The sequence below is a fragment of the Butyrivibrio sp. M55 genome (assembly GCF_900116865.1).
Lineage (GTDB): Bacteria > Bacillota > Clostridia > Lachnospirales > Lachnospiraceae > Butyrivibrio.
In genome coordinates this window covers 1-19,274 of the sequence record NZ_FPCD01000006.1, presented here as the reverse complement: position 1 = coordinate 19,274, position 19,274 = coordinate 1, and the positions used below count along the sequence as shown (strand labels likewise).

The following is a 19,274-nucleotide window of genomic DNA, read 5'->3' as shown; positions in this document are numbered from 1 at the left end:
TATTTTCCTTATATCAGCAGAGAATTCAATGCGATTGGAGAGACATCAATGAAGATTAGTCAGGTAGAAGAACTTGTTGGTATCACCAAAAAGAATATCCGTTTTTATGAAGACCAAGGTCTTCTTTCTCCGGAGAGGGATCCCGAAAACGGATACAGAGAATATTCTCTTAAGGATGTTGATGAGCTTATGAAGATCAAATTCCTCAGAAAGCTCTCCGTTCCTCTGGAGGACATTCGAAGAGTTCAGGAAAAAGAACTTTCACTTAGCATGTGTCTTGAAAAACAGAGCAGTAACTTAAAAAGCGAGATTACATCCTTAGAAAGTGCAATTGAACTGTGTGATTCCGTAAAAGACAAGAATCCTGATTATTCTGATTTCAAAGCAGAAGAATATCTCGAAGAAATGCATAAGATCGAAGAAAGGGGTGGAAAGTTCATGAACGTTTCCAAAACAGATGTCAAGAAAAAGAAAATGGGAGCTTTATTGGCAGCTGCAGTATTCCTTGCTATGATGGTCGCTTACATAATCTTCTTCCTTACAGTAAGTGTAAGCGACGGAACTCCGATGCCTCTGTTCATTGTGATCATGTTTGTAGGCATTGCTGTAATAGTTGGTTGTATTCTTGCTTTAAGGCAAAGACTTAAGGAAATCGAAGGAGGAGAAGAAGATGAAGCTAGTAAGTATTGATACCATTCCCGGAGCAGAAATTGAGGCTCTCGGCCTTGTAAAAGGAACTGTTGTGCAGTCTAAGAATTTGGGAAGAGATTTTATGGCCGGCATGAAGACACTTGTCGGAGGTGAGATCAAGGGATACACTGAGATGCTCACGGAAGCAAGGCAAATTGCCACAAAGCGTATGGTTGATGAGGCTATGAGTCTTGGCGCCGATGCAATCGTAGGTGTTCGCTACGGCTCATCCGCAGTCATGCAGGGTGCAGCAGAGATCGTTGCATACGGAACTGCCGTGAAAATAAAGTAAATCCGGGCCTTATATAGCGTTTGGGGCGTGCGGGCATAGGCTCTGTAATGCTTGTGTTCGGCTGCGCAGTGATTATCATAACAAAAACAAAGAGTTGCTTTGCAACTCTTTGCGCGTCGATGCGTGCAAGCTTTAGCTTGCAAAATTCTTCTGCGCATCGGTCGCATCCATAGCGGAGCGTTTTTTTATTGAATAGGAATTTCCTATTCAATAAAAAAATTGCTCGTCCGAGAACTACGCACTACAGAGCCTATGCCCGCACGCCCCAAGCGCTATATAATGCCCTCACTCACTGCTCTGCTCTATTGTTACGCCGTCGGCGTTCATCTTAATTGTTATGTCTCCGCCTCTGGTGATATAGGTTTCCACACCTTCAGCTTCCAAAACATTAATCGTCTCAGCATCCTCATGTTCCTTCTTACTTGCTGTGATGATTGCGTACTTAGGAGTGACGCGCTTTATAAATTCATCAAGATTCTTTTTAAAGCGGCCGTGATGCGGCATTTTGAGGACATCACATTCAAGGCCGTCGATTGAGATGAGTTCGTTGATACGCTCCTCTTCTGCATCTCCGGTGAACAGCATAGTCTTATCGGCGCACTGCACCTTGATTGCAAGGGATGAATTATTGCTGACGCTGCTCTTATAATTCATTGATTCAGGCGGATAGATAGTGTACACAACTCCGTCTTCTTTAAAAGAAATAACATCTTTTACAATAAGATCTTTGTACCCTTTTTCCTTGAGTGCCTTGTAATATTCAGTTATATCATCGGAATCCTTTGAAAGATATGTTGTGTAAATTTTTCCTATATTCTTGGCTTTTATTATCTGATCAGCTCCGCCGACATGATCCTGATCGAAGTGAGTGATTATCATCTCATCTATGGTATCTATCCCCTGCTCATCGATAAGTTCAAGGAAATTATCGCCCTTTTTATCTGTCGCCGTGTCTATTACAACAGTGTGATTCGCCGTTCTTAAAAGAAAAGCATCAGCCTTTCCGCACTTAAACGCAGTGATAGTGATCTCTGAATCGGGATCGGGTGTAAGATTTTTGCTCGCTTCGTCCGCATAAACTTCCTCAGCCGTATCATCGCCCGGCTGAAAAACCTTGGAATTATTATTGCAGGAAGAAGTTGCAAAAATTGTTGCCATCAAAGTTAAAGCCGCTACCAGTCTTTTTTTCATATGTCCCCCTTTAACCTTTCACATTTATATTGTCCACAAAAAATGCCATTTTAAAGTTTATATCCCGTACCTTAAATAAACCTAAATTTCATCATGCTTAAGAAATAATCTCAATACACTTTTTGTTCAGCATATTGAGAACTCTCTTTTTATCAAGGCTCCACAACGGTGCCTCAAGAAGGCGCCTCGGCCCGTCTCCCGTCATTCTGTGTACTACGGTTTCTTTGGGCAAAAGAGCTATACAATCACGCACAAGATCCGTATACTCCTCCATTGACATCACAGGAAACGGCTCGCGCATATAATCATCATATACCGAAGTTCCCTTCAATATCTGAAGGTTCTGAATCTTGATGCCGTCAAGTACGGGGTCAAGCTCCGCAAGATACTTAACCGTCGAAAGCATATCGTCTTTTGTTTCACCCGGAAGTCCCAGAATAGCATGCACTATGACCGTTATGCCGGCTTCTTTAAGCCTCTTGTACGCATCTTCAAAGACTTTAAGCTCATATCCCCTGTCAACCTTTCGCGCGGTCTCCTCGTGGATTGTCTGAAGTCCAAGCTCCACCCACACAGGCTTCTTTCGGTTAAGGGCTACAAGCATCTCCATTACATCATCTCCGAGACAGTCGGGTCTTGTTCCAAGAGAAAGGATCTTAATATCATCCCTGTCAACAGTCTCGTTATAAAGCTTTGAGAGACGCCCAATATCTCCGTATGTATTCGTATAAGACTGAAAATACGCTATAAAGCTCTTTGCATCAGTCTTTTGCCTTATCCTTGCCTTGGCATCTTCTATCTGGACAGCGATCGGTGCGATCTTTGCCGCAAACTCACCAGAGCCCTGCTCAGAACAAAAAGTACATCCCTTTGTCAGCTTTTTTCCGTCAGGAGTGATTATTGAGCCGTCCCTGTTAGGACAGGTACAGCCTGATGAAAGAGAAAGTCTGTATATCTTTTCACCGTATGTTTCTTTTAAATAAGTTGAAAGCTTTCGAGGCATGGCTTAGCACATCTGCTCCTTTGTTTCCTCTATGCACTCAACCGCGTGTCTTACACAATCATCGCAGTCGCACAGTACCTTTCCGGTCTCCACTCCCTTGAGTTCTTTGCAGATAGTGGCTCCGGACTTTTCCTTAAAGCTTGCAAGCATCTTTTTGGACATCATTACAGTCGGAGTTGTAGCATCATTTTTAAGCCCCGCAACCATTGTTGCCGCGCAAAGAGCACCGCATGTGGCTTCAAGGCATCCCATTCCCGTTCCGAATCCCGAGCCCATCTTCATAAGAAGCTCCTCCGGAACCTTAAGTTCATCCTTATACGCTTTAAGAACAGCCTGACAGCAATTGCATCCGCTGTGTTTGTACTGAACTGCCAATTCTCTTTTATCCATTTTCTCTCCTACCACTACGAGCAGGTGCCTTATCAAAAAACACCTGCTCGTCTGATTTTTTACCGATTCAAATTATGCAAGAAAACCTATATCGGATACTATCGGAAGCTCCATAGCCTTTCCTTTGAGCACTCTCACAAATGCCACGATCCTTACTATAAAAAGTACGATCAGCATAATAGGTGCTGCGATCCATCCGATAAACGGAACGATGAAGATAACTGCTGCAATAAGATTTGCAACTTCGATCATAGCGGCGTTTCTTGCATGGAATCTTGCAAACGGTGAATTATTCACTAAAAGAGCTATGATCATGCCCATAAAACCTGTATATGCAAGGGCTGCGAATATCTTGTTATCTGCAATATCCCTTTTATCATAATCAGAAGTGTGATCCTTTGGATCAAATGCTGTATACTGAGGAGCAAACTGGTTAAAGCTCTGCCCGTTCGGATTAAATCCCGGCTGCATCTGTGGTGCAACGCCATCCTGAAAAGCATTCGGATCAACTCCCTGATTCTGGTTATATGACTCTAAAGAGCAGCCACATTTCTCGCAGAATTTTACGTCATCTGCTAACTCTTTCCCACAATTTGGACAAATTTTCATTGCAATTACCTCCTACCCCAAAACTGCTATTTACTTTCAAATTATTGTACATTCTGTGAAAAACATTTGCAAGTTGCACACAATTTAATAATGTAATCCATTGCTTATCTTGAACAAAAAATAGTAACATTAACATAAGAAACAATTAAGGATGTGATATATGAAAAGAAACGTGACCCTTGGCATACTTGCCCATGTTGACGCGGGTAAGACTACCCTTTCTGAGAGTCTCTTGTATCTTGCCGGCCGGATAAAAAAGCCGGGAAGAGTCGATCATAAAGATACTTTTCTTGATACATACGAACTCGAAAGATCACGCGGAATTACAATCTTTTCCAAACAAGCCATTTTTGATTACAATGACATACGCTTTAATCTGCTTGACACTCCGGGCCACGCAGATTTTTCTCCGGAAATGGAGAGAACTCTTCAGGTTCTTGACATTGCTACGCTCATAATAAGCGCACCGGACGGCGTAACTTCACAGGCCAGGATGCTTTTTAAGCTCCTTGAGCATTACCGTGTCCCGACTGTGATCTTCGTAAACAAAATGGACCAACCCGGAACCGATGTAGATGCGGTGACATCTGAGATCAGGGAAACTCTTTCATCCTCATGCATCTCTTTTGACAAGAATGTGCCTGAAGATGAGTTCCTTGAAGAACTCGCCATGTGTGACGAAGAGCTTTTATCAAGTTTCCTTGATGGTAAAAAGATAACTCAGGAAAACATTAACAATCTCATTCATAAAAGGAAGTGCTTCCCGATTCTCTTTGGCTCAGCCCTTAAAGCGGACGGCGTACAACAGCTCCTTGACCTTATCTGCAAGGCAGCTCCGAGTATGACCTGCGAAGCTGAAAACCCTGACGGTACGCCAAAAGAATTCGGAGCCAGGATATATAAGATAAGCAGAGATAATTCAGGAAACCGTTTGACTCACATCAAGATCACAAGCGGCGTCCTGAACGTCAGAGACAGTATTCGCGGCGAAAAAGTCGATCAGATACGACTTTATTCGGGCGAAAAGTTTGAGCCTACAAAAAGTGCCTATGCCGGAATGATATGCGTCGTAACAGGCCTTACAGGGACAAGAGCCGGCGAAGGACTTGGCATTTTGGAAGGCAGTAATGTCTCAGAAATCCTGCAACCCATTTTATCCTGCACTCTCCTTCTTCCCGAAGATGTGAATCCCGTTCCCGTCTTTAAGCAGCTTAAAGTTCTCGAAGAGGAAGAACCTATGCTTCAGGTGACTTCTCTTGAAGAAACAGGCCAGATTGAGATTCAGATAATGGGTGAAGTACAAAAAGAGATCCTTCGCCACATGCTAAAAACCCGATTTGACATCGACGCGGAGTTTGGCCCCGGACACACCGTATATAAGGAAACGATAGCAAATACCGTTGAAGGCGTCGGACATTTTGAGCCGCTTCGCCACTACGCCGAAGTGCATCTTCTCCTTGAACCCGGAGAACCGGGAAGCGGTCTTGTCTTTTCGTCAGACTGTCCGACCGATGACCTTGCACTCAACTGGCAGAGACTGGTCCTTACGCACCTTGGTGAAAAGAAGCATCGCGGAGTCCTTACAGGCTCTGAAATAACCGACATGAAAATCACGCTCATAGCAGGAAAGGCTCACGAAAAGCACACAGAGGGCGGTGATTTCAGACAGGCCACCTATCGTGCAATAAGACAGGGACTGATGCAGGCAGATTCAGTTCTTTTAGAACCGATACTCGATTACAGAATGGAACTTCCGCAAGAAACTGTAGGAAGGGCTCTCACGGACATACAGATGATGAACGGAACCGTGGGACTGCCCGATATTGAAGACGGCAAATCAATTCTTACGGGAACTGTCCCCGCAGCATGTCTCGGTAATTACGCGCAGGAACTATCTGCATATACGAAAGGCGAAGGACATATCTTCACCACGCTTAGCGGCTACGGCCCATGCCACAACGCAGAAGAAGTTATTGCTTCATCAGGTTACGATCCCGACCTTGATCCGGACAATCCCTCTTCTTCCGTATTTTGTATGCATGGTGCGGCAACCTTGATCTCATGGGAAGAAGTTCCGGGTTATATGCATTTGGATGCAAAAAAACCCGACTTAGCAAAAAGCGATACAGTAACAGATCTTACAAACGGCATCGACCCTGAAGCCCTGAAGAAGATGAATACGCGCAGAAGCGCTGAAGATACACGCTCTTTTGCAGAAAAACAAAAAGACTATTTCGCCGCTGAAGACGAACTAAAGTCCATATTTGAAAGAACCTACGGAACCATAAAGCCTCGCTACACTGAGGACCGATCCGTACTTGCTTCAGCAGACAGCATAATAACCGAAAATAACAGAGACCTTGATATCGAACAAGAAAAACGCGATAAGCACAGAAACGCCACCGCAGCAGAAAAGGCAGCAATCGAAGCATCAAAGCACTATCTTCTGGTCGATGGCTACAACGTGATCCACGCATCAAAAGAATTAAAAGATCTTGCAAAACACGATCTCAAGGCCGCGAGAGACTCACTCATAGATACGCTGTCCAATTTCCAAGGATACAGGCGTGAAGAAGTCCTGCTTATATTTGACGCCTATAAGGTACCCGGAGGAAAAGAGCACATTGAAAAACTAAATAACCTTACAGTGATATACACAAAAGAAGCTGAGACAGCCGATCAGTACATTGAAAAGGCTGCTCATGAATTCAGTAAGAAATACAGGGTGACTGTTGCCACTTCAGACGCAATCGAACAAATCATAGTATTCAGTGCCGGTGCGATAAGGATGTCTGCATCGGAATTCTGGGAAGAAATTGAGGTGACACGTCGATCTATACTGGATAAGATTTTGGAAAAAAAGCATAAAGATTAGGAAAAAAGTATAAACTTTTTTAACGAAATTGCCGATATATTTGTATAATAGACTGACACGGAGGTAATTGTTTCTATGAAGGAAAAACGAACACCTAAGTTCCACGCCAGCATGGCTGCTGTGCTGTTAATGGTCACTATCCCGCTTATAATTGCGTTGATCGGTAGCATCATTTTCAGTAATGTGCAGATGAAGAACATTGAGAAGACCGACGAGAAGATTTATTATGACATGCTATATACAATAAATTTTGAGCTTGTAAATGCAGACAAAGACTTGAACGAGGCAATGCTTTCAATCAGTCGCTACCTTTCAGAATTTAAGTATGCAAATATGAGTGTCCTTACAGGATATATGGAAAACACTCAGAACTGCATCGACCAGACATCAAGCAGAGTTGAAAACGCAAACGGGCTCGCCCAGACCAATTCATATTTGTATAACACTATAACTTCAGATTCCGGAGCAACTTTTACAGCAACTCATGATTCATTTGTTGCCGCTCTCGCAGAATGGCAGGAAGATTACAGACAGACAATCGGATCCGGCTCAGATGAGTACAATGCAGGATCCGGCGAGATCAAGAAGCTCACGGATGACTACGCGGTTGCCAGAGGATATCTCACAGAGATGACTCAGATTGCCGAGAAATGGGCCAATGATGAAAAAGAGATGAATAACGCTTCAATAAACAGAAGCATCATCGTAAGCTCAACAATATTCGGTGCGATCGCAGCTGCACTCTTTATCTTTACTATCATCATGCTCCTTAACATCGTAAACAACCTTAAGTGCATCTCTCTTGCGGTTAAGAACGTTGCTACCGGAGACTTTGTTACCAAGATAAGACCCAACAGCATTATAAAAGACTTTAACAATATTGCTGCTTCCCTCGAGGGAATGAGACACGAACTCAGACACGCACTCCTTAAAGTCATTACTCATGCCGATACCGTAAACAGCAAAGCTGAGATTGCAAAAGATTCAATCACAAGCTCGCAGAAAACCACAACCGATATCAGCTCCGCAGTAAACGATCTTGCATCGGGAGCAACAGCTATGGCTGAAGATGTTCAGAGCACTTCTACCATCACGATCAACATCGGTTCTTCTGTTGACAGCGTGCTTGATTCAGCAAACTCCAACCTTGAAAAAGGTCGCCTTGTTTACAATGAATCTGTCAAAGTAAAAGAACAGCTTGAACAGATTAAGATTCAGGACCAGAAGACAGACGAAATGGCCGGACGTGTTGCAGAGTCAGTTAACGAAACTGCAAATGTAGTTGAACAGATCTCGACAGCCGCAGAATCCATCATTTCAATCGCAAGCCAGACAAACCTCCTTGCACTCAATGCTTCAATTGAGGCAGCAAGAGCCGGCGAAGCAGGAAAAGGATTTGCAGTCGTTGCCGATAATATCAAGAACCTTGCAGGCGATACAAACGCTCTTGCAGGTGAGATTACCAACATGCTCTCAACAATCACCGACTACTCAAACACTAACAAAGAACTTACAGAGAGCATCAAGGCCGCTACAACAAATGAAGCTACAGCCCTTGAAGAGATGAGTATTTCCTTTGATGAAATGCTGAGACTCCTTCAGGAAACCGAGGAAGGAAACAAGCAGATTGCTACTCTCGTAGAGACAATGAACTCCGATAAGGAGAACATCCTTAACTCTATCGAGTCCCTTTCAAGTATCTCCGAAGAGAACGCCGCTTCCACTCAGGAAACAAGCGCATCTCTCATGGAACTTGACACCAATATGGAATCTGTTGTAAATCAGGCAAAAGACCTCCAACAGATCGCTGAAGAGCTTACAGCCAATGTTAAGTACTTCAAGATTCAGGTTCCTGCAGATAAGACAAATGCTGCTGAAGCGTCTTCCAAGAAGGAAGCAAAAGCAAAAAAAGCTACCAAAACAGAAGCGCCCAAAGCGGAACGTAAACCTGTCAAAGCTTCCGACGATGATGACATGAAGATTGTAGATTTCGACAATATTGACGATCTTTAATCTTCCGCTTTAATAAAATAAAAAGGATAAAAACTTATCGGTGATATGCCGAAAGTTTTTATCCTTATTTTTTTACATATTCTGCTCACACGGATGTTACGCTAATATCTTATGCGTTATGCTCAATAAGATAATCATTGAGCGCATCTACAATCTCCTCACCGTCAATACCATGTACTGCACATGCCTCAGCAAGTGTCTCCATCTGTGATGCGGGACAATAGATACATCCCATTCCGCACTCCATCAAAAACTGTGATGCGAGCGGATGCTTAACCAAAAGATCTCCGACAAGCATATCTGCTGTAACAAGTGCCTCTGCACCTGACTCGTTCTTTACTTCTTCGTTTGCCAATTTAATCTCCTCACTTTCACTATTGCTACGTTCTTCATCGCTACCAAAGAACAGATCTTTTAACTTACTCATATATTCTCCGTTCCAAACACAATATCTCGTTAAACGCCCTACTTAATAAAGCTGATAATAATTCAATAAATTGTGCAAAATCATTTTAGCGCACACATTCATTTATAGCAAGTATCATTTTGAACTCTTTATACTTATATAAGAATTCCGGCCATTATAACGTCTATCGATGTTTCCATGATCTCGCTGAAACTAAGTCCCACCTTAAGCATCTCCCTGGACGCAATAAGCTGTTTAATAGATCCTATAAATATAAGTCTGACGAAAGTAAGGGGCATATCCTTGATCAATTTCTTTTCCATAGCCTTGATAAGAAGCCTGTCGACGTTATCCCAGCTATTCTCTATCCTATAGATCAAATACTCGTAAACGTCAGGATATTTGGTCTTAAGCTGATAAACCTTTCTGAAATCGATGTCTTTGTACTTATCAGGAAGACATACTATTGAAAGCCTGATCTTTTGCACAAGATCGATGGAATCATCGTCGATTATCTCAATTTCTTTTTCCCTGATTCCTTCGAACACGTAATCAATTACAGCCTTTAAAAGATCGGCCTTATTGCCAAATTGCTTATAGACCGTCTTCTTGCTTATATGCATTCCATCTACAAGTTCATCGAGAGTAAACTTAAGCCCTACCTTGTTAAAGCGCATTATTGTCTCGTCAATGATTCTTTCCTTTAAATCATCCATGTGATCATCCCCCGCTTATGCGAGTACAGCCTTTAAGTACTCCCACACGTTCTTTGCAGACTTAACAGACAGTCTTTCCTTTGTGGAATGAATATCTGCCATATCGGGGCCGATCGATATGCAATCAAGATCTTTTATCTTATTGCTGATGATACCACACTCAAGTCCTGCATGAATTGCATGAAGAACAGGCTCTTTTCCATACATTTTCTTATAAACGTCAACCATATGGTCTCTGAGCTGAGAATCACATACATACTTCCATCCGGGATAGATACCTTCCATAGATGTCTCGCCGCCAAAAGCTTCCGCTACAGTTTTAAGCTTCTTTACAAGGAATGCCTTGGATGATTCAACACTACTTCTAAGCAGCTGAACAGTCTTTGCCTTATCACCGCTTGTTTCCACAATACCAAGATTAACAGAAGTCTCTACAAGCCCTTCTACAGCGGCGCTCATTGCAAGAGGGCCGTTTGGTAATGTAATGATCATCTTAAGGAATCTCTCTGCATCCTTTTTATCAATGCATTCTGTGGTTGTCTTACCGACCTCAGTAAATGTTATCGCTACGTCCGGATCCTTGATATCAAGCTCACCTTTGACATCTGCAAGCGTCTTTTCAACACTTTCTTTTATCTTGGCAATATCGCCTTCAGGAACAACAATATTTGCAGCTGACGCAAAAGGAATCGCATTATCGGCCATTCCGCCGCAGAAGTCCTTTACATGAAGTTCTGCAACATCCATTGCCTCAAGCATAGTCCTTGCGCATATGATATTGGCATTTCCTCGCTCATACTTGATCATCTCTCCTGAGTGTCCGCCCTTAAGACCAAACACTTCTATCTTGCATTCAACACCGGAAACGCTCTCTCTCTTTACTGTGAGTTCAGAAATAAATGTTGCACCGCCTGCGCAGCTTGTAATAAATTCGCCTTCAATCTCGTTGTCTATATTGATCATCTTCTTACCTTTGAGTGAAGACAGATCAAGCGCAGATGCACCAAGCATTCCTATCTCCTCATTGGTTGTGATGATAATTTCAAGCGGAGGATGCGGTATATCTTTAGAATCAAGGAGCGCAAGAATATACGCAACTGCTATTCCGTCATCTCCTCCAAGGCTTGTACCCTCTGCCCAGATATATTCTCCATCAGTCTTCACCCTAAGGCTGTCTTTTGCCATATCTATATCACAGTCATCTTCTTTTACAGCAACCATATCCATGTGGCCCTGAAGAATAATCGTTTCTCTATCTTCATATCCCTTAGAAGCAGGCGCCTTGATGATGACATTAAGCGCATCGTCAGATACAACTTCAAGATTCCTCTCCTTTGCAAAATTTACAAGGAAAGCACTTATCTGCTCCAAATTTCTGGAACCGTGCGGAATCTTACATATCTCCTCAAAAAAATGAAAAACCTCTTTGGGTTCTAAGTTCTCTAATACTGACATTTGTGTTACCTCCGAATTGCACTAAAAAAAGAAGTCTCTGTCGAGACTTCTTTATTCTATCGCAACAATATTGTTTTATCAACTCATGTTTTAACTTATGCAATCTTTGTCTTTGCAAGCTCTGCAAGTGTCTTGAATCCTTCAGGATCGTTAACTGCGAGATCTGCAAGCATCTTTCTGTTGATGTCAACGCCTGCAAGCTTAAGACCGTGCATCATGTTGCTGTATGAAAGACCGTTGATTCTAGCTGCAGCATTGATACGTGTAATCCAAAGAGATCTCATATCTCTCTTCTTCTGCTTACGTCCTGCGAATGCAGAAGTAAGTGCTCTCATAACTGACTGCTTTGCAACTCTATACTGCTTTGATCTTGCTCCTCTGTATCCTTTTGCAAGTTTTAATACTCTATTGTGCTTTTTCTTGGCATTCAATGCGCCTTTAACTCTTGCCATTTAAAATATCCTCCTAAAATTTTTCAAAAACATTTTAAAACTGTTCGTGCTCTGCTTAAGCGTAAGGAAGAATGCTCTTCATTGCCTTTACATTTGTAGCATCAACAAGTCCTGCATGTCTCAAGTTTCTCTTTCTCTTTGTGGACTTCTTTGTCAAGATGTGGCGCTTATACGCTTTGTTTCTCATAAGCTTGCCTGTGCCAGTTACCTTAAATCTCTTGGCAGCAGCTCTCTTTGTTTTCATCTTTTGCTGCATAACTAAATCCTCCTGTGAATCTTAAGTTTATTCTATAGTGTTCAACCAAAAATACTGGTAAAAACCTTAGTTTTTCTTCTCTGTAAGGAACATTGCCATGCTACGTCCCTCAACCTTAGGCTGCTTCTCGATAACAGCGATATCGCTGAGCGCCTCGGCGAAATCTGTAAGAATGTGTACGCTTGCGCCCATGTGAGCCATCTCACGACCACGGAAACGAAGTGTTACCTTTACACGATTTCCTTTTTCAAGGAATTTCTTAGCCGCATTGACCTTTGTGTTAAGATCGTTCTTGTCGATATTGGGAGAAAGTCTGATCTCCTTGATCTCAACTGTCTTCTGCTTCTTTCTTGCCTCTTTTTCTTTGCGAAGCTGTTCATACTTAAACTTACCATAATCAACAACTCTGCAAACAGGTGGTTTGGCGTTTGGAGCGATCATAACAAGATCAACACCTGCATCATCGGCTGTCTTTCTGGCATCCTGAATTGACATAACACCGAGCTGTTCGCCCTCAACTCCGATTACACGAACTTCCTTAGCTCTAATCTGTTCATTGATAAATAACTCGCTAATGGCTTTATCCTCCGCAAAATAAAAAAAAGTGAATACGCAATGTATCCACTTTGTCTAGTCACAATAAAAACCTAAAGGTATTATTTTTGAAAAGATATTAACGCCTGCTGGCTGTGCCGCAGGGTGAGAGTGGATACTCTGCTTTGTTATCAAATACTAAAGTAATATATCATAGTAAAAAGTCTCTGTCAACTTTTTATTTCAATTATTATTTTGTCTTTACCGGAATAAGCAACAGATCGTTTGTTCCAAAGAACAGACTGTTTCTTATCATACCGATCTTATAAAGATTCAATATATAAAACATCGCACAAAATACGGTTATCAGACCAAAAACACTGATAAGTTCTTCAACTGTCGGCGGATAACCACGACGTCTTGTATAATTACCAACATATTCTGCGATCTCTGCTTCAAATCCACCCATGATTCCTGTACCTCCCCTCTGTGGTTTAAATAGTAGATATATCTATAGTACAGGAGTAATGTTTCTAATTTGTGGAGTAAAAATAAAAACAATATAAACAATTATTGTCGCTGCTCACAAATAGTATAATGTATTTATGAAAAAAGGAACTGTAAGGACAACTGTTACTTTATTCCTAATAGCGATATTCATGCTGCTTTTATATGTATTCGTCGGCAGACCCATGATTGGATTTGTCAAAGATCCCGAGGCTCTGGATGCTTTTGTGCAAAGCAAAGGAACCGCAGGTCTGTTAGTTTTTGGCTTTTTTGTCCTGATACAGACAATGTCAAGTTGCATTCCCGGACTGCCTTTCTATCTGGCTTCAGGCTATCTTCTCGGCGGATTTAAAGGAGCTCTTCTGTGCGATACGTTTGCAACGCTCGGAAACACAGCCGCTTTTCTTATCGGTAAGAAATTCGGAAGAGATTTTTTACTATATCTTTTCCCTGAAGATAAGCTTGTGCATGTTGAAAACATCATAAAAAAAGGAAAACCAAAGATCATTCATATTTTATTCATGCTACTGCCCCTTCCCAAGGATACATATGCCTGGCTTGGCTATTACTCGGAAGAACCGCTTATTATGTGGATTTCGCTCACATTTATTGCAAGATTCCCGCATATTTTCCTGTATACTTACGGCGGCGAGCAACTTATGTCCAATAAGTATATGGTGCTTATCTTGGGCGGAGCCTTTGCAACGCTTGTATACGCCATTGTTTTGATGTTACTTAAGAAAAAGAATTAGTTTCATATATCATGGAATTCTCTAATCAACAAAAAAACGCTTAACTCAATGAGTTAAGCGCTTTTAGCAACAGGGGAAGAGGGATTCGAACCCCCATGAGCGGTTTTGGAGACCGGCATACTAGCCATTGTATGATTCCCCTATTTATACGGTTTGTCGGCACATGTCGCACCAACGAATGAAATTATATCATAGCAAATTAGGCTTGTAAAGAATAAAAATAAAAGAGTTTATCTCCGTTTTTTGCCGCGATCTTCATCTTTATGATTGGACAATGGTTTGAAAATAGTCATTCTTCCCGTCCATCCTACAATTCTTGTAAGTATTATTCCCGTAATCGCTCCGCTGGAGTCTATCATTACATCTTTTGGCGACGGTCCTCTACCGTGGACAAAAGACTGATGGAATTCATCAAGACTTGCGTATCCGACACAGAATAGTCCTGCAAAAAAGATCAGCTTCATTCCTCTTACGCCATATACATACAGCGGAAAAGCAACAGATACTCCCAAAAGGAAGTATTCCGTAAAGTGTGCTGTCTTTCTTACATAATACTGATATTTTGTGGAAAGCTGATCGATACGTTCTTCGCTCCAGCCTTTATCGAGCACCTTGTTTGTAACAGTAAAGATCTTTACACCCACTTTGTAACTTAACTGGCTGCTGGTCGTACCTTCCTGCGATGAAAGCATAAAGATAATGCACATCATCATTATTGCAGGCAGAAAGGACATTGGTTTTAATACGAATCTAAGTGTTTCTTTTATGTATAATAAAAAATATTTCATTTTTTCCTTTTCGATGTCTTCTTTTTCACTACGCTGTATCCGAATTTTCCGATCTTTTCACCAAGCGTAAAATACTCTCCGTGTGAATAAGAGATCAGATCTGCGGCGCGCAGGTCAAATTTTCCTTTGTTGTCTAATAGTTTCTCATCAACGGTAACGCCCATCACTTCAGCCACAAACATATCATGGCTTCCAAGTTCCAGAACGTTTCTTACCTTACATTCAATATTTACGGGGCTCTCTGCGATTCCGGGAGCTGACACGAATCTTGATTCTAACGGTGTCAGATGCATTTCTTTGAACTTGTCATAGTCTTTTCCCGATCTTACTCCGCACCAATCGGTTGCGTAAGCAAGTTTTCTGTTCGTGAGATTAACCACAAACTCGCCCGTCTCCTTCAAAATATCATAGGAGTAGCGCTCCTTACGAACAGATATGGATAACATTGCAGGTGAACTGCAAACATTTCCGGCCCATGCAACAGTAATGATATTGGGCTTCTCGCCTTCTCTTTGGCAACTTACCATAACTGCAGGAATGGGATACAGCATGTTCCCAGGTTTCCATAATTCTTTTCCGTTTTTATTTTCCAATGAATTTACCTCATTATCTTAAATATATTTTAAAAGTATACCACATCGCAGGCGATAAGTAACAGTTGTATTGAGAATCTCACAGACAAAAGCCGAAATATATAGGCATCAACAGAATTAAAATATTAATTCTAGTTTTAGCAACTATTGCAATGTTACTGTTTTGCGGAACTGATATAATAAAAAAAGCATCAAGAATGCTAAAAATAAATAAACAAAGAACAACAGGGTAAATCACAAAAAACGCTTTGTGAAGGAAAGGAGTATAGTATGAAAAAAATCAATGCACTTTTAGCTGCTTCAATTATGGCAGCTTCAATTATGGCGTGTAGCCTGGAGGCTGATGAGCCTGAAGCAGAAACACCCGAAGTTGTAGAAAGCGCTGAAGACAACGCACCTGTAGACAATACAGAAACAGCTACTGAAAAGGCTGAAGATTCAACTAAGGATGAGGCAAAAGATTCTGCTCTTGCCGCACCTACAGTAAAGGATGGTGTGAAGAAAGCCGGACCTGAAGGACAGGATGCATATTTTGAGTGGAATTCCGTTGACGGAGCCGATGGATACGAAGTTTCTGTAAAGTCAAAGTACTGTGAAGAGCAGGAATACACCGAAGATGCTTCAACCTATGAGACCACAGATAACTTCTATACTGTTGGAGCGCAGGATGATTTCGATTTCCTTATTAAGGTAAGAGCTTATAAGGGCGAAGGCGCAAACAGAACTTTCGGTGAGTGGAGCAACGAAGCTAAAGGAGCTACTTACTAATAAAACAGATTGCATAGTAATCTTTGAATAGCCAAACGGCACTAAAGCAGTTATCATAATGATAGCTGCTTTTCTTATTGAAAAACTGAAACGGAGATAATTTTTGCGGAAAGAAGGGATTATTACGAAGAAGTACATCAAATGGTTTGGCTTGAGTTTATCAGTTTTCTTGGTAAGTATTTTCCTGCATGAATGCGGTCATGGAATTGCTAACAGTATAGCAGGAATACCTTGTAGTACAGGTTTCAATAAGGTGGGTGATATATACAAATATCCGTCGGATAGTGATTTCAGATCATACTATTCCACTACACAGGCAGTCTTGTTAGATTTCGGTGTTCCGTGTACGTTGCTTTTATGCGTGCTTGGTACATTGCTTTTTAAAAAGAATAAGAACAAGCTCGTTCAATACATAGGAGCTGCACTTGCGGCAGTAAACAGCTTATTACGTTTTATCCCTTGCACATGTGTATTACTTACACCTGTCTTTACAGGCAAACCTCATATAGAAGACGAATATGAAACAGGACAATTACTTTGCCAAATGACCGGTAATAACTTTTTACTATATATTCCGGCGTTGATATCTGAGGCAATCACACTACTCTGTATGATCGTCATGCTTAGGGAAGCGAAGAAAAAGGATGTCAAGCATGTGGCAATATACGCATTTGTTTCATTCTCGGTTTTTTGTATTGGAATGGTAATAGCATTTATCATGGATGAACATTTTAGAATCAACTGGAACGCTATGTAAATACATAATGAGGAGTCCTTCAATGAAAAAACGCATTTTTCAAATTGTCGAAATCGGCAAGGAAGATGATAAACTTAGCAGAGCATATGATTTCTTTATGATGATCACTATAATAGTAAGTATCATTCCGCTATGGTCTCATAATGAATCACACCTATTCTCTGTCATAGATATGGTTACTGTCGCCATTTTCATTATCGACTATATTCTCAGGCTTTCGACCGCAGATTTAAAGCTAAAAAAGGGATTTCTTTCTTTTGTACTATATCCATTTTCTGCAATGGCAATCATTGATCTGTTATCTATACTCCCCTCTATAACAGTCTTACAGAAGGGTTTTCGTCTTCTAAAAATTTTCAGACTCATGCGTACATTTAAAGTTCTCAGAATTTTCAAAGCCTTTAGATATTCAAAAAGCATAATCATGATTATAAATGTGTTTAAAAAGCAAAAAGACAGCTTAATTGTTGTTTGTGGCTTTGCTATTGCTTATATCCTCATTTCAGCCCTTGTCATATTCAATGCAGAGCCCGAAACATTCCCAACCATGTACGATGCAATATACTGGGCAACCATTTCACTAACTACCGTTGGCTACGGTGATGTATATGCTACAAGTCCTATCGGCAAATTAATCACAATGATATCCGCAATCTTGGGAATTGCAATTGTTGCACTCCCCGCAGGAATAATTATTGCAGGATATCAAGAAGAACTCGAAAACAACAGATAAAAATAGAGGATGTAGTCTCCATGATATGTACCCAGAATCCTGGACACATATTTATGAACTAAGCCAAACACATGGATGCTATCCTGTATTGCACAGGTGGCATCCATTTTGTTTTGACCTGAATTCTTTTGTTATTGTAGTAATCTATATATTCTTCAAGTGCTTTTGAGAATTCTTCAAAAGAAGAATAGTCTTTTTCGAAACCATAATACATCTCGTTTTTTAATCTACCAAAAAAAGTCTCCATAATACAATTGTCATAACAGTTACCTTTTCGAGACATGGATTGAATAATTCCATGTTCTTGTAAAGCAGTTCTATAATAAATATGTTGATACTGCCAGCCTTGATCAGAATGGAATATAAGGCCGCTGAGATTAGGAAATTTATCAAATGCTCTATTTAACATTCTGGATATCTGCTCAAGATTAGGGCTCTTAGATAAGTCATAGGAAATGATTTCATTTGTATTCATATCTAAAATTGGCGATAGATAACACTTACCCCATGAAAAATTAAACTGAGATACATCCGTTGTCCATTTTTGTAAAGGCGCAGTTGTACTGAAATCTCTATCTATCACGTTATCAGCAATTTTTCCCACTTCACCCTTATAAGAATGATATTTTTCTTTTGGTCGTTTCCCAACTAATCCAGCTTCATGCATAAGACGCTGAACTCGCTTATGATTTATCTTATATCCACGGTTTATCAATTCATGATGGACTCGTCTGACCCCATACCTGTTCTTGTTTGACTCAAAAATACTTTGTATTTCTTTCAGTATTTCTTGATTACGTTCAGCAACAACATCTTTCTTATTAATCTCAAAATAGTAAGTTGATTTGGCCATATTCATAGCCTTAAGGAGATATTTTAATTGGAATCCGTTTTCTCGGAGTTCCTTGATGATTGCTGCTTTTTCGCCTTGAGTCGCGCAGCTTCCTTTTCTTCTCTCAAGGCGATCTCTTTTTTTATTACTTCGATTTCAGCTTTCATGTATGCATTTTCAGCTCTTAATCGGATTAGTTCTTCATATTCAGACTCATTAGGTTTTGGTGGCTTTCTTGTTCCTACTTTTTTCATGTTGGAATTCTTTGATTTACGCCCTTTCTGTTTTGGGATAAGACCATTGTAACCATAAATCTTATATTTGCGAACCCAATTTCTTAATATTGAATCCTTAACTCCATTAGAAAGAGCAACTGCTAGATATGAACTTCCAGCTAAAACTTGGCATACCAATTCATATTTTTCTTCTGTCGACCATTTCTTTTGAATATGTCTAGGTTTTAATGCCTCTGGCCCTAGAGCATCTTCAATTCTAGCCCACTCGCGAACTTTGTTCCTGAAGCAGGCTTGTGAAATTCCATCGGGAGTATTGGGATAGACACCTGTTCTAAACAAATCAACACATTTTCTCTTAAAATCATAATCATAACGCATAAAAAATACCCTCCTTACTGGTTTGTCCAGTAAAGAGGGTACATATCA

General features: G+C 40.9%; 23 protein-coding genes and 1 tRNA gene. 8 read left to right on the top strand and 16 right to left on the bottom strand.

Features of this window, described 5'->3' with window-relative positions:
* Positions 1 to 48: 48 nt before the first annotated feature.
* Both BM398_RS08820 and BM398_RS08815 read left to right on the top strand, forming a co-directional pair.
* Complete coding sequence (locus BM398_RS08820) at positions 49 to 690, top strand: MerR family transcriptional regulator (RefSeq protein WP_092337354.1); 642 nt, start codon at positions 49 to 51, stop codon at positions 688 to 690.
* Positions 671 to 982 (top strand): YbjQ family protein, encoded by a 312-nt coding sequence (locus tag BM398_RS08815; protein ID WP_026656935.1) that lies wholly within the window; start codon positions 671 to 673, stop codon positions 980 to 982. Before BM398_RS08820 ends, BM398_RS08815 begins: the two co-directional genes overlap by 20 nt.
* A 285-nt stretch (positions 983 to 1,267) precedes the next feature.
* On the opposite strand, the gene BM398_RS08810 is transcribed toward BM398_RS08815, so the two are convergent.
* The 4 genes from BM398_RS08810 to BM398_RS08795 all read right to left on the bottom strand — a co-directional run bounded on the left by BM398_RS08810 (position 1,268) and on the right by BM398_RS08795 (position 4,175).
* Positions 1,268 to 2,173, bottom strand: coding sequence for a ComEC/Rec2 family competence protein (locus BM398_RS08810; protein WP_092337353.1), 906 nt, complete (start codon positions 2,171 to 2,173; stop codon positions 1,268 to 1,270).
* A 97-nt stretch (positions 2,174 to 2,270) separates the two neighbouring features.
* Positions 2,271 to 3,176, bottom strand: coding sequence for a tRNA modification radical SAM protein MnmL/YtqA (locus BM398_RS08805; protein ID WP_092337352.1), 906 nt, complete (start codon positions 3,174 to 3,176; stop codon positions 2,271 to 2,273).
* A 3-nt stretch (positions 3,177 to 3,179) separates the two neighbouring features.
* Positions 3,180 to 3,566, bottom strand: a complete 387-nt coding sequence (locus BM398_RS08800) for a C-GCAxxG-C-C family protein (RefSeq protein WP_092337351.1) — start codon at positions 3,564 to 3,566, stop codon at positions 3,180 to 3,182.
* Positions 3,567 to 3,638: 72 nt separating this feature from the next.
* Complete coding sequence (locus BM398_RS08795; RefSeq protein WP_092337350.1) at positions 3,639 to 4,175, bottom strand: DUF4870 domain-containing protein; 537 nt, start codon at positions 4,173 to 4,175, stop codon at positions 3,639 to 3,641.
* Between the two features lie 160 nt (positions 4,176 to 4,335).
* Between BM398_RS08795 and BM398_RS08790 the strand changes: the two genes are divergently transcribed.
* Positions 4,336 to 7,050: a translation factor GTPase family protein gene (locus tag BM398_RS08790; protein ID WP_092337349.1), complete on the top strand. Its 2,715-nt coding sequence runs from the start codon at positions 4,336 to 4,338 to the stop codon at positions 7,048 to 7,050.
* A gap of 75 nt (positions 7,051 to 7,125) precedes the next feature.
* A complete protein-coding gene (locus BM398_RS08785; protein WP_092337348.1) occupies positions 7,126 to 9,063 on the top strand; it encodes a methyl-accepting chemotaxis protein in 1,938 nt (645 codons plus the stop codon).
* Between the two features lie 109 nt (positions 9,064 to 9,172).
* Here the strand turns inward: BM398_RS08785 and BM398_RS08780 are convergent, their stop codons facing one another.
* The 7 genes from BM398_RS08780 to BM398_RS08750 all read right to left on the bottom strand — a co-directional run bounded on the left by BM398_RS08780 (position 9,173) and on the right by BM398_RS08750 (position 13,351).
* Positions 9,173 to 9,490 (bottom strand): DUF1858 domain-containing protein, encoded by a 318-nt coding sequence (locus BM398_RS08780; protein WP_026656928.1) that lies wholly within the window; start codon positions 9,488 to 9,490, stop codon positions 9,173 to 9,175.
* A gap of 134 nt (positions 9,491 to 9,624) precedes the next feature.
* Positions 9,625 to 10,185 carry a TetR/AcrR family transcriptional regulator gene (locus tag BM398_RS08775; protein ID WP_092337347.1) on the bottom strand — a complete coding sequence of 187 codons (561 nt, stop codon included), beginning with the start codon at positions 10,183 to 10,185 and terminating at the stop codon, positions 9,625 to 9,627.
* A 15-nt stretch (positions 10,186 to 10,200) separates the two neighbouring features.
* Complete coding sequence (locus BM398_RS08770) at positions 10,201 to 11,640, bottom strand: aminoacyl-histidine dipeptidase (protein WP_092337346.1); 1,440 nt, start codon at positions 11,638 to 11,640, stop codon at positions 10,201 to 10,203.
* A gap of 95 nt (positions 11,641 to 11,735) precedes the next feature.
* The gene (gene rplT / locus BM398_RS08765; RefSeq protein ID WP_026656925.1) at positions 11,736 to 12,092 is read right to left on the bottom strand and encodes a 50S ribosomal protein L20; all 357 of its coding nucleotides are present in this window, start codon (positions 12,090 to 12,092) and stop codon (positions 11,736 to 11,738) included.
* A 55-nt stretch (positions 12,093 to 12,147) separates the two neighbouring features.
* Positions 12,148 to 12,348: a 50S ribosomal protein L35 gene (rpmI, locus tag BM398_RS08760; protein ID WP_013280183.1), complete on the bottom strand. Its 201-nt coding sequence runs from the start codon at positions 12,346 to 12,348 to the stop codon at positions 12,148 to 12,150.
* Positions 12,349 to 12,414: 66 nt separating this feature from the next.
* Positions 12,415 to 12,924, bottom strand: a complete 510-nt coding sequence (gene infC, locus BM398_RS08755) for a translation initiation factor IF-3 (protein WP_026656923.1) — start codon at positions 12,922 to 12,924, stop codon at positions 12,415 to 12,417.
* A 208-nt stretch (positions 12,925 to 13,132) separates the two neighbouring features.
* The gene (locus tag BM398_RS08750) at positions 13,133 to 13,351 is read right to left on the bottom strand and encodes a hypothetical protein (RefSeq protein ID WP_092337345.1); all 219 of its coding nucleotides are present in this window, start codon (positions 13,349 to 13,351) and stop codon (positions 13,133 to 13,135) included.
* A gap of 136 nt (positions 13,352 to 13,487) precedes the next feature.
* On the opposite strand from BM398_RS08750, the gene BM398_RS08745 reads away from it, so the two are divergent.
* Positions 13,488 to 14,141, top strand: coding sequence for a TVP38/TMEM64 family protein (locus BM398_RS08745; protein WP_139233800.1), 654 nt, complete (start codon positions 13,488 to 13,490; stop codon positions 14,139 to 14,141).
* A gap of 70 nt (positions 14,142 to 14,211) precedes the next feature.
* Here BM398_RS08745 and BM398_RS08740 read toward each other — a convergent pair.
* The 3 genes from BM398_RS08740 to BM398_RS08730 form a co-directional block, all read right to left on the bottom strand.
* A tRNA-Trp gene (locus BM398_RS08740) sits at positions 14,212 to 14,283 on the bottom strand.
* A gap of 88 nt (positions 14,284 to 14,371) precedes the next feature.
* On the bottom strand, positions 14,372 to 14,929 hold the full coding sequence (locus BM398_RS08735) for a VanZ family protein (RefSeq protein WP_034462180.1): 558 nt from the start codon (positions 14,927 to 14,929) through the stop codon (positions 14,372 to 14,374).
* Entirely contained in the window at positions 14,926 to 15,480 is a 555-nt protein-coding gene (locus BM398_RS08730) for a flavin reductase family protein (RefSeq protein ID WP_034469015.1), read from the bottom strand. The genes BM398_RS08735 and BM398_RS08730 overlap by 4 nt, the downstream gene beginning before the upstream one ends.
* A 312-nt stretch (positions 15,481 to 15,792) precedes the next feature.
* Between BM398_RS08730 and BM398_RS08725 the strand changes: the two genes are divergently transcribed.
* From BM398_RS08725 to BM398_RS08715, 3 genes are all read left to right on the top strand, one after another.
* Positions 15,793 to 16,290 (top strand): hypothetical protein, encoded by a 498-nt coding sequence (locus tag BM398_RS08725; protein WP_092337343.1) that lies wholly within the window; start codon positions 15,793 to 15,795, stop codon positions 16,288 to 16,290.
* 103 nt (positions 16,291 to 16,393) lie between these two features.
* Positions 16,394 to 17,047 carry a hypothetical protein gene (locus tag BM398_RS08720; protein ID WP_092337342.1) on the top strand — a complete coding sequence of 218 codons (654 nt, stop codon included), beginning with the start codon at positions 16,394 to 16,396 and terminating at the stop codon, positions 17,045 to 17,047.
* Positions 17,048 to 17,069: 22 nt separating this feature from the next.
* Positions 17,070 to 17,780 (top strand): ion transporter, encoded by a 711-nt coding sequence (locus BM398_RS08715; protein ID WP_092337341.1) that lies wholly within the window; start codon positions 17,070 to 17,072, stop codon positions 17,778 to 17,780.
* A gap of 58 nt (positions 17,781 to 17,838) precedes the next feature.
* Here the strand turns inward: BM398_RS08715 and BM398_RS08710 are convergent, their stop codons facing one another.
* Together BM398_RS08710 and BM398_RS08705 are read right to left on the bottom strand one after the other, a co-directional pair.
* A complete protein-coding gene (locus BM398_RS08710; RefSeq protein WP_304528538.1) occupies positions 17,839 to 18,693 on the bottom strand; it encodes an IS3 family transposase in 855 nt (284 codons plus the stop codon).
* Entirely contained in the window at positions 18,657 to 19,226 is a 570-nt protein-coding gene (locus BM398_RS08705; RefSeq protein WP_092336557.1) for a transposase, read from the bottom strand. The genes BM398_RS08710 and BM398_RS08705 overlap by 37 nt, the downstream gene beginning before the upstream one ends.
* Positions 19,227 to 19,274: the final 48 nt, after the last annotated feature.